Source organism: Natronococcus sp. JC468, assembly GCF_012163165.1.
Classification (GTDB): domain Archaea; phylum Halobacteriota; class Halobacteria; order Halobacteriales; family Natrialbaceae; genus Natronococcus; species Natronococcus jeotgali.
The window spans coordinates 36,895-49,759 of the sequence record NZ_JAAVUO010000017.1 but is presented as its reverse complement, the minus strand read 5'-3'; the positions used below and the strand labels follow the sequence as shown (position 1 = coordinate 49,759).

Genomic DNA, 12,865 nt, shown 5'->3' with positions numbered 1-12,865 from the left:
CGCCGGCGGCCGGGAGGAGGTGCCGCTGTCGGCTCCCGCCGAGCCGCGGAGTCGGATCGGAAAAACGGGACGCTACGGCGGGTTCAGAGGTCCATTCCGCCGTTGACGTCGATCACCTCGCCCGTAATGTACGACGACTCCCTGCTCGCGAGGAAGCGAACGACGGCGGCGATGTCCTCGACCTCCGCCAGGCGTTCGAGGGGGATCCCCGAGATGATCCGCTCGAGAACGTGGTCCGGAACGCTCTCGACCATGTCGGTCCGGGTAAAGCCGGGCGCGACGCAGTTGGCCGTCGAACCGCCCTGGGCGAACTCGAGGGCGATCGTCCGGGTAAAGCCGAACATGCCGCTTTTCGCGGTCGCGTAGTTGGCCTGGCCGAAGTTGCCCTGTTTGCCGACGACGCTCGAGATGTTGATCAGTCGCCCCTCGTCGGCGTTCCAGATGTCGTCGTAGAACGTCTGGGTGCAGTTGAACATCCCGCCGAGGTTGACGTCCATCACCCGATCCCACTCCGCGCGGGACATCTCGGTGAACTGTTTGTCGGCGGTGATGCCGGCGTTGTTCACGAGGACGTCGGCCGGGCCGAACGCCTCGTGGCAAACGTCGCGCATGTGCTCGACGTCCTCGGGGACCGAGACGTCGGCCTGGGCCGCGACGGCTCGCCCGCCCGCGTCCTCGATCGCGTCGATGGCCTCGTGTGCGGCCCCCTCCGACGACCGGTAGTTGATGACGACGTTCGCCCCCTCCTCGCCGAGGTGTTCCGCGATCCCGCGCCCGATCCCTCGCGCCGAGCCCGTAATGACACAGGTACGTCCCTCCATGGACATCGTTAGTACACACTGTGCTACCGATGGTTATATAATGACATGCTTGTTTCAAAATTTCCACCTCGGATAAAAGTGGGGACGTCGAATCCCGGGGACTCGACGCGAATCCGCGAGCGCCGACGGGCGTTACCGCTGGGCGGCCTGGTCGATCCAGTCCTCGAGGCGGGCGACGGCGATGTCGGTCTCGTCGGCGAGCTCGTCGGGGTCGGCGTCGGCGAGTTCCTCGAAGGAGGTGATGCCGACCGCAGCGAGGTCGTTCGCGTAGGACTGGCCGACGCCGTCGAGTTCGGTCAGGTCGTCGACCTCCGTCTCCTCGAGGGCTTCCTCCGAGAACTCGTCGAGGCCGGTCTCGTCGCCTTCGACGTCCTCGGCCAGCCCCGCATCGGGCTCGTCGGGTTCGGGCGTCTCCGGCTCGGCCTCGGTCTCGACCGTCGAGCGGGCCTCGAACCAGTCGCAGACGTCGGGCCAGAGCTCGGCGTGGCTCCGGGAAGAGACCGACATTCCGATGTGGCCGGTCGCGAACTCCATGACCTCGGTGTCGTCGGAGCCGACGGCCTCGTTGAACGGTTTCGAGGCTCCCGGCGGGATGAGGTGGTCGTACTCTGCGACGATCTGGAGGACGGGCATGTCGATGTCCGAGACGTCGATTTCCTCCCCGCCCAGCTCGAGTTCGTTCGCGACGAGCTTGTTCTCCTGGTAGATGTCGCGGATGAACTCCTCGTAGGCCTTCCCCGCGACGTCGATCCCCTCGTCGAGCCAGCGCTCCATCCGGCCGAAGTTCTCGACGAAGTCCTCGTCCTCCATGTTGTCGTAGAAGCGGACGTACTTCGTCACGTTGTTGGCGACGGGATCCATCAGCGCGAAGCCGACGTCTAAGAACTCCGCGGGGACGTTGTCGAAGGTCTCGGTAACTTTCTCGGGGTCGTAGTAGTCCTCGGCGCCCCACAGCTCGAGGACGCCGCCGTCGCCCGCAAAGCAGAGGCCGGCGGCCATCAGGGCGAGGTTCTCGACCTTCTCGGGGTGCTGGGCGGCGTACATCGCCGACATCGTCCCGCCCATACAGTAGCCGAGCACGTTGATCGCGTCCTGGCCCGAGCGCTCGCGGACGACGTCGACGCAGTTGTCGATATAGCGGTTGACGTAGTCGTCGAGCCCGAGCTGGCGGTCGAGCTTCGAGGGCTCGCCCCAGTCGATCAGGTAGACGTCGAAGCCGGCCTCGAGCAGCGTCTGGACGACCGAGCGATCCGGCTGCAGGTCGAGGATGTAGGGCTTGTTGATCAGCGCGTAGACGATGAGGATCGGGATGTCGTGTTGCTCCTCGGTCTTCGGTTCGTAGTGGAGCAACTCGAGCTTGTTCTCCTCGTAGACGACCTCGCTGGGGGTCTGGCCGACCTCGATGTTCTCGACGGTCTCGGTTCGGTCGGGCGCGACCTGCGTTTTCTCGGCGAGGTCGGCGGCGCCCTCCCAGGCCTGGCGTTGCATCTCCAGGGCGGTCGCGTACGGGTTCTTCATTGCTCCTCGAGGTGCTCGAGAACGCGGTCGAGTTTCTCCTCGACGGCGTGCTGGCGGCGCTCGAGCTCCACCAGGCGGTCGCCGACCTCGACGACGTCGCTCTCGGTCGGGAAGCCAAGCGAGTGCAGCGTCTCCTCGGCGACCTCGTCGGCCTCCTGCTGGAGCTCGAGGACGTCGCCGACGGTCTCGCCGGTCATCTTCGCGAAGGCGGTCGTCGACATGACCTCCTTGAACGCCTCGTTCGCGGTGTTGAGCCAGACGTCGCGGAACTCATCGAGCTCGACGTCCTCGCCCTCGAGCTGGTCGTTCATCCGTTCGACCATCTGCTGGGAGGCGTTCATCCAGGCCTCGTAGGCGCGGGCGTAGCCCTCCACGCCCTCGGAGAGCTCGGCGTCGTCGCTCATCTCGCCGACCGTCTCGGCCCAGCTCTCGACGAATCGAGCCTGGGCCTCGACGTTGTTCTCGAAGGCCTCGAGGAACTGCTCATTCCACTGTTCGGCGAACGCGTTCCAGTTCTGTGACTGCGGCGGTGTGTCTGTCATTGTGTGGGAAGAGGGGGCGTGTGATCAAAAGGCTGTGGTCGTTACGCCGAGACGTCGAACTCCTCGGCGACGGCGTCGACGTTCTCGGTCATCGCCGACGCGTTCTCCTCGGCCTGCTGGTGGGCCTCGAGGACGGCCTCGAAGCTGGTGTCGACGACCTCGGCGTAGCTGGCGGCGAACTCGTCGTAGGCGGCCTCGGACTCCTGGAGGGCCTCGGCGACGGCCGACAGCGACTCCTGCTGGGCGTCGGTCATCGCGTCGACGTTCTCCTCGAACTGCGCGCGGAACTCCTCGAGGTCGGGGCCGTCCTCGGGCAGCGACGCCTCGACAGCGTCGAAGTAGGCCGCGACGGCGCCCTTGGTGAACTCGGCGTTGGTCTCGACGGCCGAGCTCGAGGACTCGACGGCGTCGACGACGGCGCCGAAGGAGGTTTTCTGGGCCTCGAGGGCGTCGTGGGTGAGCTGCTGGCTCTGTTCGATGGCGGTGCGCTGTGCGGTAAACATGGCGGTGAGTGGGTTCTGTGTCATTGGTCTTCCTCGCGGTTTCGCTTGACGGGAACGACGATCGTCTGGACGATATCGCCCTCCTCGATGTCGAGGGCTTCCCGTTCGGGTTCGGGAATGCTGATCCGACCGCCGCTCTGGACCCGCGCCTTGAACGTCGCCGTCCCCATGTTCATCGGCCCGAAGCTCGAGGCGCTCTCGAGGGGGTTCGCGGAGCCGGCTTCCAACAGCTGCTTCAGCATCTCCTGCTGGGATTCGGCGACCTGTTCGCCGGCGCTTTGCATCTGCTCGGCGAACATCGACGGCGGAAACCAGGGCGATCGGTCGGAGTCGTCCGTCATCACTGGTGTCAACGCGCTCCGGCCTCATAAGCGTTTCCGCTCTGTACCATCGAATGCCATTGAGTGGTTTCAGCTGCATATTAGGGGTTATCGTCGCCCCGTCGTGTGATTTTCCGATCGAGCCCGCGCCGCGGTCGTTCGAAAGCGTCGGTTACCGCCCCGTCGCCTCCGCGGATAACCCCGCATTGTGCGACCAAAGAGGTATAATGGCCTCGTCCCTATAGCGGGAGTAGATGTCCCACCAGAACGCCGGCGAGAACGGGTTTGGCGCCCTGGCCAACGCCTGGTCCACCGCGACCCGATCGGTCCTCCGGAGCGCGACCGCGGCCAACCGCGCGGCGATCGCCGCGATGGATTCAACCGGAACCGAATCGAACGGCGAGCACGCCGACGCCTCGATCCCCTCGCTCGAGTACGCCGATCCCGACTGGACGTTCGAGCGCAGCGTCGAGGATCCGACGGCGCTCGGTCCGGGCGACCACGTCACCTTCGAGAAGGCCCTCTCCGACGAGGACGTCCGGGCGTTCGCCGAGATCAGCGGCGACACGAACCGCCTCCATCTCGACGACGAGTTCGCCGCCGAGACCCGCTTCGGCGGCCGCATCGTCCACGGCACGCTCGTCTCGGGGCTGATCAGCGCCGCGCTGGCTCGGCTGCCGGGGCTGACGATCTACCTCTCCCAGGATCTGGAGTTCGCCGGCCCGGTCGGAGTCGGCGACCGCGTCTCGGCCCGCGTCGAGATCGTCGAGGACCTGGGCAACGAGCAGTACCGCCTCGAGACGGTTGTCCGCGACGAGGACGACGACGAAACCGTCGTCGACGGCGAGGCCGTCGTCCTGATCGACGACCTCCCCGAGGCCTAGCGCGCCCCTTCGAGGCGAATAAGTAGCTCCTCGCGGAACGGCCCATCATGACACTGTTCGGGACCGCGGGGATCCGGGGCCCAGTCGAGGACGTATCGCCAACGCTTGCGCTCTCGGTCGGTCAGGCCGCGGGCGAGCCCGGCACCGCGTTCGTCGTCGGACGCGACGGACGGGAGACGGGGCCGGCGCTGGCCGCGGCGATGGAGGCCGGCCTCGAGAGCGCCGGTGCCGACGTCCGTCGGGTCGGCCGCGTGCCGACGCCGGCGCTGGCGTTCGCGTCGCAGGGACGACGCGGCGTGATGCTCACCGCGAGTCACAACCCGCCGAGCGACAACGGGATCAAACTGTTCGCCGACGGCGTCGAGTACGACAGCGACGCCGAGGCGCTGATCGACGAGCAGGTCGGCGCCGACGAGTCGGGGCTGGCCGCCTGGGAGGAGTGGGGTCGCTCCGAGCGGGCCGACGTCCTCGGCGAGTACCGCGACGCCGTCGCGGACTACGTCCGAACCCGCTTCGAGAGCGAGGCCCCGCTTTCGGGGCTGTCGATCGCGGTCGACTGCGGAAACGGCGTCGGCGCGCTGGCGACGCCGCAGGTGCTCGACGCCCTCGGCGCCGAGGTCGTCGGCGTCAACGCCAACGTCGACGGCCACTTCTCCGGCCGAGAGAGCAAACCGACCCCCGAGACGCTGACGGAGTTCAGCGACTTCCTCGCCGCGGGCTCGTTCGACCTCGGGCTCGCTCACGACGGGGACGCGGATCGGCTCGTCGTCCTCGAGCCCGACGGCTCGGTCGTCCACGAGGACACCGTCCTCGCGGTCGCGGCCGAACACTACGCGGGGGAAAGCGACGTCGAGGACCCAGTCGTCGTCACGACGCCCAACGCCTCGGCCCGGATCGACGAGCGGGTTCGCGAAGCGGGCGGACGCGTCGAGCGGGTCCGTCTGGGCGCGCTCCACGAGGGAATCGCCCGGGAGCGCAAGCGAGCGGGCGAGGACGCCGCGGTCGTCTTTGCGGCCGAACCCTGGAAGCACATCCACGTCCCCTTCGGCGGCTGGATCGACGGGGTCGCCAGCGCCGCCGTCGTCGCCGCGCTCGCCGCCGAGGCCGGGGACGTCGCGAGCCTCCGGGCGCCGGTCACGGAGCGTCCCTACCGGAAGGTCAGCGTCGACTGTCCGGATCGACTCAAGGCCGACGCGATGGCCCGCCTCGAGTCCGAGCTCCCCGCGGCGTTTCCCGAAGCGAGCGTCGACACCGACTACGGCGTCCGCCTCGAGTTCGCGGACGCCTCGTGGCTGCTCGTTCGCCCCAGCGGCACCGAGCCCTACGTCCGGCTCTACGCCGAGAGCGACACCGTCGACGAGCTGATCGACGACGCGGAGACCGTCATCGAGCGGGCGATCGAGACGTCGCGATAGCGTCCCGATCGTCCGCCGGCCCGCGTCGGCGTAGTGGCCGGAATCTGATATAACGCGTATCTGGTCGGTGTAGCAGGCGAATCCACATCATTTAACCCGGTATCGTGCACTACCCGGTACTATGGCACGAGACAGACGGCGCTTCTTGCACGCTGCGGGCGCGGCGGGGCTCGCGACGATTGCCGGCTGCGTCGGCGGATTCGGCGAGGGGGGAAGCGAGACGGATGCCGCCGTGGGGATGGTGTACGCGACCGGTGGAACGGGCGACGACTCGTTCAACGACATGGCCCAGCAGGGGGTTCAACAGGCCGACGAGGAGTTCGACATCACCTACGACGAGGCCGAACCCGAATCCGTCGGCGAGTTCGAGGGTGCACAGCGGGACTTCGCCGCGTCGGGGGACTACGACCTGGTTAGTTGCATCGGCTTCGCGCAGGCGGACGCGCTCTCCGGGAACGCCGAGGAGTATCCGGACCAGGACTTCATTATCGTCGACGCGGCCGTCGAGTCGGACAACGTCCGCAGCTACAACTTCGACGAGCCCGCGGGCTCGTTTCTGGTCGGGACCCTGTCGGCGCTGCTGACTGGCACCGAGTTCGCGGCGGGCAACGGCGAGACCAACCCCGACGAGTCCGTCGTCGGGTTCGTCGGCGGCGAGGAGTCGCCGCTGATCGAGTCGTTCCAGGCCGGCTTCGAGGCCGGCGTCGAGCACGTCGACTCGAGCGTCGAGGTCCTCTCGAGCTACGTCGGCGACTTCAACGACACCGCGAGCGGTCAGGAGACGGCCCGCTCGATGTACAACGACGGCGCGGACATCGTCTTCCACGCGGCGGGTCGAACCGGCGTCGGCGTCTTCCAGGCCGCCGACGCCGAGGGGCGGTTCGCGATCGGCGTCGACGACGACCAGTCCGTGAGCCAGGAGGACTACGCCGACGTCATCCTGGCGAGCATGGTCAAACGCGTCGACGAGGCGGTGTTCACCGCGATCGAGTCCGTCATCGACGACGAGTTCGAGGGCGGCGAGACCGAACGGCTCGGCCTCGAGGAAGACGGCGTCGAGACCGTCTACGGGCAGTCGATCGGCGATCAGATCCCAGACGAGATCACAGAGGAAGTCGAGACGACCAGACAGGCGATCATCGACGGCGAGATCGAGGTCCCACAGGAACTGTGAGTTTCGCATGAACGATTCGGGGAACGACCGAAACCCACGATCGCAGCGGGACCTCGCGGTCCACCTCGACGGGATCACGAAGCGGTTCCCCGGCGTCGTCGCGAACGACGACGTCGACCTCCGCGTCGAACGCGGGAGCGTTCACGCGCTGTTGGGCGAGAACGGCGCGGGAAAGACGACGCTGATGAACGTTCTCTACGGGCTCTACGAGCCCACCGAGGGTCAAGTCGTCGTCGACGGCCAGGAGCGAGCGTTCGACAGGCCGCGGGACGCGATCGACGCCGGCGTCGGAATGATCCACCAGCACTTCATGCTGGTCGACCCGATGACCGTCGCCGAGAACATCGCGATGGGCAACGAACCCCGGAAGTGGGGCGGACTGGCGGTCGACCGCGACCGCATCGATCGGGAGATCGCCGACCTCTGCGATCGGTACGGGTTCGACGTCGATCCGTCGGCGACGATCGAGGAGCTAAGCGTCGGCGCCCAGCAACGCGTCGAGATCCTGAAGGCGCTGTACCGCGGTGCCGACGTGCTCATCCTCGACGAACCGACGGCCGTGCTCACACCCCAGGAAGTCGAGGACCTCTACGGCGTCCTCGAGGAGCTGACCGAGCAGGGGAAGACGATCATCTTCATCACCCACAAGCTCGGCGAGGCGATGCACGCGGCCGACCGAATCACCATCCTCCGGGACGGCTCGTCTGTCGGCACGGTCGATCCGGCGGGGACGACCCGCGAGGAGCTCGCCGAACTGATGGTCGGCCGCGAGGTGTTGCTCGAGACCGGCGGCGAGCCCGTCGAGACCGGACGCCCCATCCTCGAGGCCGCGAACGTGGTCGTCGAGGACGACCGCGGCGTCGAACTCGTCTCGGGGATCGACCTCGAGGTTCGCGCCGGCGAAATCCTCGGCGTCGCGGGCGTCGACGGCAACGGTCAAAGCGAACTGATCGAAGCGATCACGGGGCTTCGGACGCCCGACGCGGGGCGAGTTTCCTTCGACGAGACGGACGTCTCAGCGTGGTCCCGGCGCCGGCGCATCGAGGCCGGAATGGCCCACATCCCGGAGGACCGCCACGAGCAGGGACTGGTCATGCCGTTCGACCTCGTCGAGAACGCCGTGCTGGGCAGCCAGCGCTCGCCGCGGTTCGCCCGCGGCGGCCGCATCGACTGGGCCGGCGTTCGCGACCACGCCGAAGACGTCATCGGCACCTACGACGTTCGCCCGCCCAACGCCGACGCCGACGCCGAATCGTTCTCCGGGGGGAACCAACAGAAGTTCGTCGTCGGACGCGAACTCGAGCGCGACCCCGAGCTGGTCGTCGCGACCCACCCGACCCGGGGCGTCGACATCGGCTCGACCGAGTTCATCCACGAGCGGCTGCTCGAGCTGCGGCGCGAGGGCAAAGCCGTGTTGCTCGTCTCCTCGAACCTCGACGAGGTCCGGGGGTTGTCGGATCGGCTCGCGGTCATCTACGAGGGCGAGTTCGTCGACGTTACCGATCCCGCCGCGGTCACGGAGGAGGAGCTCGGCCTCCTGATGGCGGGGGAGCAGCCGGACGACCGGTCGCGGGAGCGCCCGGCGAGCAACCCCGCCGACGGGGGTGACCGTTGATGCGGAACGACCTCGAGCGACTGCTCGAGCGCCTCGTCCACGCGTCGGTCCTCGAACGCCTCGTCATCAGCCTCGCGGCGCTGGTGGCGGCGATCCTCGTCGGAGGCGTGCTCGTCTTCGTCTCCGGCGCGTTCGCCTCCTGTCGGGCGGGGCTCGATATCGCCGGCGTCACTTTCTGTTACAACCCGATGCAGGTCTACTACGAGCTGTTCCTCGGCTCGCTCGGCCACCCGCTCGAGGGCGGGTGGAGTCCGATGAACTACAGCCTCGCGACGACGCTCCGACAGACGACGCTGCTGATATTCGCCGGGCTGTCGGTCGCGGTGGCGTTTCGGGCGGGACTGTTCAACATCGGAACCCAGGGCCAGCTGGTCGTCGGCGGGCTGGTGACGGCGGTGACGGTGCTGTTCGCGGCGCCGTACCTTCCCGGCGGCTTCGTCGGAACCGTCCTGCTGGTTCCCCTCGGCGTGCTCGCGGGCGCGCTCGGTGGCGGCTTTTACGGCGCGATTCCGGGCGCGCTCAAGGCCTACGCCGACGCGAACGAGGTGATCACCACGATCATGCTCAACTTCATCGCCACCGGCGTCACCGCGACGCTGCTCTCCCGGTGGTTCCAGGACCCCAACAGCGCCAACCCGCAAACCCGCGCCGTTCCCGAGTACGCCGAGATCCCGACCCTTCCCGGCGTGGGATTCAGCGGGCGGATGGACTTCTCCTTGCTCGCGCTCGGGTTCGCGGTCGCGCTCATGATCGCGATCGCCTGGCTGCTCGCCCGGACGACCTTCGGGTACGAGCTCCGGACGACCGGGATCCAGCCCGAGGCCGCGGCCTACGGCGGCGTCGACGAGAAGCGTATGACCGTCGCGAGCATGACGCTCTCGGGAGCGCTCGGCGGGGTCGCGGGCGCGTTCTGGGTGCTGATGCAACACGGCCGCTGGCTCGAGAACGTCCCCGACCTCGGCTTCGACGGGATCGCCGTCTCGATCCTCGCGGGGAACAACCCGCTGGGGGTCGGCGCCGCCGCGTTCCTGTTCGGCGTGCTCGACAGCGGCTCGAGCTCGATCAACACCTCGACGGACGTCCCCCCGGAGCTCGTGGGCGTTCTCTCCGGGCTGTTGATCCTGTTCGTCGCGATGCCCGAGTTCTTCCGGATGATCGGCCGTCGGTTCATCGATACCGACGCCGCCCCGGCGCGGGCCGCGGGAGGTGGTGCCGATGAGTAGCGGACGCTCCCGGCGGACGGTGCTGGGAGCGGTCGGCGCGCTCGCGGTGCTGTGGCTCGTCGCCGGCCTCGCCTTCCCCGACTCCTGGGCGGGCGCCCTGCTGTCGATCGCGGCCAGCCCGAGCACGCACACGGCGATGCTCCGACTCGCGGTTCCCATCGCGCTGGCGGCGATCGGCGGCATCTTCGCCGAGAAAAGCGGCGTGATCAACATCGGGATCGAGGGGCTGCTCATCGTCTCGGCGTTCTCCTCGATCATCGTCACCTTCTGGCTGGGATCGGGCGGGTCGACCCTGGCGCTCTCTCACCACTGGTGGGGGTTCGCGGTCGGCGTCCTCGCGAGCACGCTGTTCGCGCTGATCTTCGCGGTCGTCTGCATCGACTTCAAAGCCGACCAGATCATCGCCGGGCTCGCCGTCTGGCTGATCGCGCTCGGGCTCGCGCCCTTCGCCTCGCGGATCGTCTTCGACAGTCCGAACACGGCGGGCGTGGGTCGGTTCCAGAACGTTACGATCCCGATCCTCTCGGAGATCCCGCTGCTGGGATACCTGCTGTTCGACACGCCGCCGCAGGTCTACATCATGCTCGGAGCGGCCGCCGCGGGCTGGTACCTCCTCAACCGGACGGCGTTCGGTCGGTGGGTCGTCGCCAGCGGCGAGAACCCGAAGGCGCTGGACACCGCCGGCGTCGACGTCCGCAGGGTGCGCTACGCCGCCGTCCTGTTGTCGGGGATCTTCGCCGGCCTCGGCGGTGCCGGCTTCGCGCTGGGCCAGCTCGGTACGTTCGCCGGCGGCGGCGAGACCGCCATCGGCGGCCGCGGGTTCATCGCCATCGCGACCTACCTCTTCGCGAACTACCACCCGATCGGGGCGCTGGGTGGCTCGTTCCTCTTCGCCGGCCTCGAGGCGATGCAGATCCAGCTCCAGAACCTCGGCTACGCCGTCCCGACAGAGCTCATCCGGACGATCCCCTACGCGACGGTGATCGTCGTCCTCGTGTTCGTCGGCAAGACCCAGCTGCCGGAGGCGGCTGGCGAACCCTACGACGGGGACGAGGAGTAGCCGCGCCGTCGCCGCGGGCCGGTGCCTTCTTGCGCCCGGTCGGGCTATCGGGCGTATGGACGAACTGATCGACGCCGCCCGCGAGATTCGGGCGAACGCACACGTCCCCTACTCCGAGTACGCCGTCGGCGCCGCCCTCGAGACGGCCGACGGCGAGGTGTTCGTCGGCTGCAACCTCGAGAACGCGAACTTCAGCAACAGCCTCCACGCCGAGGAGGTCGCGATCGCCGAGGCCGTCAAAGCGGGCCACCGGGACTTTTCCCGGCTCGCAGTGAGTTCGGACCGCCAGGACGGCGTCACCCCCTGCGGGATGTGTCGCCAGACGCTGACCGAGTTCTGCGACGACGACCTCGTCGTCTACTGCGATCTGGGCGACGAGGACGGCGCCCCGTCGGTTCGCGAGTACGCGCTCGGGGAGTTGCTGCCGGATACGATCACGCAGGAGACCCTCGAGTAGGCCGCTCGCTCTCAGTCGCGGTCCTCGAGTCGCTCCCGAAGAATCGTCCGGTGACACCGCTTCTTTTCGGTGTTCTCGTAACAGACCAGCGCCAACGACTCCCCGTCGGCGAGCCGCTCGGCGAGCGCCTCGAGGGCCGCCCGGGCTTCGGGAGACCCCTCGAGGTACGCGCGGTAGCGCTCGTCGAAGTCGACCTGGTCCCAGGCGGCGTTGTGGGCTCCCTCCTCGCAGAGCCCCTGGATCTTGAGGTCGTCCTCGGTGTATCGGATCTCCTCGAGGAGCTCGGCGGGCGGACCCAGCTCGGGAACGTTCTCGTCGACGGCGGCGTGGAACCACGGCGCCGGCTTCCGGACGACGCCGACGCGGGTCGCCCCGGGCGGGAGGTCGGCCAGGTCGTGCTGGATCGCGGCGACGTAGGTGTCCGCGAGGGTTCCGTCTGCCATACCGGGGCTACGGAAGCCCGGCATTTATATACACCGCGGGTGTGAACCGCGGAGCCGAATGCCGGGAGACAGCGAAGACCCGAACGCCGACGTACAGTACCACCTCGAGGTCGCGAGAGAGGACGTCGCCGACACCGTCCTCCTGCCCGGGAATCCGGAACGGCTCGAGGTCATCGTCGACTACTGGGACGACCACGAGATCCGAGCCCACCACCGCGAGTACCGCACCGCGACGGGCAGCTACGAGGGGACGCCGATCTCGGTCACCTCGACGGGGATCGGCAGTCCCTCCGCGGCCATCGCGGTCGAGGAACTGGCTCGCGTCGGCTGCGAGACGTTCATCCGTGTGGGTTCCTGCGGCGCGGTCCAGCCCGAGATGGACGTCGGCGACCTCGTGATCACCACCGGGGGGCTCCGCCAGGAGGGCACCAGCGACGAGTACGTCCGCGAGGACTACCCCGCCGCGGCGGACCACGAGGTCGTCAGCGCGCTGATCGCCGCCGCCGAGCGGCTGGGCTACGACTACCACACCGGCGTCACGATGAGCGCCGACTCCTTCTACGCCGGCCAGGGTCGGCCCGGCTTCGAGGGGTTCGAGGCCGCGGGCTCTCGGGACCTGATCGAGGAGCTCGCCGCCGCGAACGTCAAGAACATCGAGATGGAAGCCAGCGCCATCATGACGCTCGCGAGCGTCTACGGGCTGCGTGCGGGCGCGGTCTGTACGGTGTACGCCGACCGCCAGGGCGGGGAGTTCAGCACCGAAGGCGAGTCCCGAGCCGCCGAGACCGCCACGCTGGCGACTCACCTGCTCGCGAGGATGGACGAGACGAAACGGGAAGCGGGCGTCGACCGCTGGCACGCCGGACTCTCGCTCGAGGACTGAACCCGTC

General features: G+C 68.2%; 14 protein-coding genes. 8 read left to right on the top strand and 6 right to left on the bottom strand.

The genetic code is table 11. The features are described 5' to 3' along the window. Positions 1-83 precede the first annotated feature (83 nt). From GWG54_RS11735 to GWG54_RS11715, 5 genes are all read right to left on the bottom strand, one after another. The gene (locus GWG54_RS11735; protein ID WP_167937951.1) at positions 84-827 is read right to left on the bottom strand and encodes a beta-ketoacyl-ACP reductase; all 744 of its coding nucleotides are present in this window, start codon (positions 825-827) and stop codon (positions 84-86) included. Positions 828-953: 126 nt separating this feature from the next. Then, positions 954-2,339: a class III poly(R)-hydroxyalkanoic acid synthase subunit PhaC gene (gene phaC, locus GWG54_RS11730; protein WP_167937950.1), complete on the bottom strand. Its 1,386-nt coding sequence runs from the start codon at positions 2,337-2,339 to the stop codon at positions 954-956. After that, entirely contained in the window at positions 2,336-2,881 is a 546-nt protein-coding gene (locus tag GWG54_RS11725) for a poly(R)-hydroxyalkanoic acid synthase subunit PhaE (RefSeq protein ID WP_167937949.1), read from the bottom strand. The genes phaC and GWG54_RS11725 overlap by 4 nt, the downstream gene beginning before the upstream one ends. Positions 2,882-2,922: 41 nt before the next feature. After that, positions 2,923-3,408 (bottom strand): hypothetical protein, encoded by a 486-nt coding sequence (locus tag GWG54_RS11720; protein WP_049893168.1) that lies wholly within the window; start codon positions 3,406-3,408, stop codon positions 2,923-2,925. Continuing rightward, positions 3,405-3,725, bottom strand: a complete 321-nt coding sequence (locus GWG54_RS11715) for an AbrB/MazE/SpoVT family DNA-binding domain-containing protein (protein ID WP_008426166.1) — start codon at positions 3,723-3,725, stop codon at positions 3,405-3,407. Before GWG54_RS11715 ends, GWG54_RS11720 begins: the two co-directional genes overlap by 4 nt. A gap of 233 nt (positions 3,726-3,958) precedes the next feature. Here GWG54_RS11715 and GWG54_RS11710 point away from each other — a divergent pair, with 233 nt between their 5' ends. The 7 genes from GWG54_RS11710 to cdd all read left to right on the top strand — a co-directional run bounded on the left by GWG54_RS11710 (position 3,959) and on the right by cdd (position 11,532). Beyond that, entirely contained in the window at positions 3,959-4,588 is a 630-nt protein-coding gene (locus GWG54_RS11710) for a MaoC family dehydratase (RefSeq protein WP_167937948.1), read from the top strand. A gap of 47 nt (positions 4,589-4,635) precedes the next feature. Beyond that, positions 4,636-6,003, top strand: a complete 1,368-nt coding sequence (locus tag GWG54_RS11705; protein ID WP_167937947.1) for a phosphomannomutase — start codon at positions 4,636-4,638, stop codon at positions 6,001-6,003. A gap of 121 nt (positions 6,004-6,124) precedes the next feature. Then, a complete protein-coding gene (locus tag GWG54_RS11700; protein ID WP_167937946.1) occupies positions 6,125-7,177 on the top strand; it encodes a BMP family protein in 1,053 nt (350 codons plus the stop codon). Between the two features lie 7 nt (positions 7,178-7,184). Further along, the gene (locus GWG54_RS11695; RefSeq protein WP_167937945.1) at positions 7,185-8,792 is read left to right on the top strand and encodes an ABC transporter ATP-binding protein; all 1,608 of its coding nucleotides are present in this window, start codon (positions 7,185-7,187) and stop codon (positions 8,790-8,792) included. Then, the gene (locus tag GWG54_RS11690) at positions 8,792-10,015 is read left to right on the top strand and encodes an ABC transporter permease (protein WP_167937944.1); all 1,224 of its coding nucleotides are present in this window, start codon (positions 8,792-8,794) and stop codon (positions 10,013-10,015) included. Before GWG54_RS11695 ends, GWG54_RS11690 begins: the two co-directional genes overlap by 1 nt. Further along, positions 10,008-11,075, top strand: a complete 1,068-nt coding sequence (locus tag GWG54_RS11685; protein ID WP_167937943.1) for an ABC transporter permease — start codon at positions 10,008-10,010, stop codon at positions 11,073-11,075. Before GWG54_RS11690 ends, GWG54_RS11685 begins: the two co-directional genes overlap by 8 nt. A 55-nt stretch (positions 11,076-11,130) precedes the next feature. Further along, complete coding sequence (gene cdd, locus GWG54_RS11680; RefSeq protein WP_167937942.1) at positions 11,131-11,532, top strand: cytidine deaminase; 402 nt, start codon at positions 11,131-11,133, stop codon at positions 11,530-11,532. An 11-nt stretch (positions 11,533-11,543) separates the two neighbouring features. Here cdd and GWG54_RS11675 read toward each other — a convergent pair whose 3' ends face one another. Beyond that, entirely contained in the window at positions 11,544-11,975 is a 432-nt protein-coding gene (locus GWG54_RS11675) for a DUF488 family protein (RefSeq protein WP_167937941.1), read from the bottom strand. A 58-nt stretch (positions 11,976-12,033) separates the two neighbouring features. On the opposite strand from GWG54_RS11675, the gene GWG54_RS11670 reads away from it, so the two are divergent. Beyond that, entirely contained in the window at positions 12,034-12,858 is an 825-nt protein-coding gene (locus GWG54_RS11670; RefSeq protein WP_167937940.1) for a nucleoside phosphorylase, read from the top strand. Positions 12,859-12,865: the final 7 nt, after the last annotated feature.

What these genes read in the sequence shown, in the direction of transcription:
- GWG54_RS11685 (WP_167937943.1), top strand. Translation starts at nt 10,008, where the DNA reads ATGAGTAGCGGACGCTCCCGGCGGACGGTGCTGGGAGCGGTCGGCGCG.
- GWG54_RS11725 (WP_167937949.1), bottom strand. Translation starts at nt 2,881, where the DNA reads ATGACAGACACACCGCCGCAGTCACAGAACTGGAACGCGTTCGCCGAA.
- GWG54_RS11710 (WP_167937948.1), top strand. Translation starts at nt 3,959, where the DNA reads ATGTCCCACCAGAACGCCGGCGAGAACGGGTTTGGCGCCCTGGCCAAC.
- GWG54_RS11695 (WP_167937945.1), top strand. Translation starts at nt 7,185, where the DNA reads ATGAACGATTCGGGGAACGACCGAAACCCACGATCGCAGCGGGACCTC.
- GWG54_RS11675 (WP_167937941.1), bottom strand. Translation starts at nt 11,975, where the DNA reads ATGGCAGACGGAACCCTCGCGGACACCTACGTCGCCGCGATCCAGCAC.
- GWG54_RS11670 (WP_167937940.1), top strand. Translation starts at nt 12,034, where the DNA reads ATGCCGGGAGACAGCGAAGACCCGAACGCCGACGTACAGTACCACCTC.
- phaC (WP_167937950.1), bottom strand. Translation starts at nt 2,339, where the DNA reads ATGAAGAACCCGTACGCGACCGCCCTGGAGATGCAACGCCAGGCCTGG.
- GWG54_RS11735 (WP_167937951.1), bottom strand. Translation starts at nt 827, where the DNA reads ATGTCCATGGAGGGACGTACCTGTGTCATTACGGGCTCGGCGCGAGGG.
- GWG54_RS11720 (WP_049893168.1), bottom strand. Translation starts at nt 3,408, where the DNA reads ATGACACAGAACCCACTCACCGCCATGTTTACCGCACAGCGCACCGCC.
- GWG54_RS11700 (WP_167937946.1), top strand. Translation starts at nt 6,125, where the DNA reads ATGGCACGAGACAGACGGCGCTTCTTGCACGCTGCGGGCGCGGCGGGG.
- GWG54_RS11715 (WP_008426166.1), bottom strand. Translation starts at nt 3,725, where the DNA reads ATGACGGACGACTCCGACCGATCGCCCTGGTTTCCGCCGTCGATGTTC.
- cdd (WP_167937942.1), top strand. Translation starts at nt 11,131, where the DNA reads ATGGACGAACTGATCGACGCCGCCCGCGAGATTCGGGCGAACGCACAC.
- GWG54_RS11690 (WP_167937944.1), top strand. Translation starts at nt 8,792, where the DNA reads ATGCGGAACGACCTCGAGCGACTGCTCGAGCGCCTCGTCCACGCGTCG.
- GWG54_RS11705 (WP_167937947.1), top strand. Translation starts at nt 4,636, where the DNA reads ATGACACTGTTCGGGACCGCGGGGATCCGGGGCCCAGTCGAGGACGTA.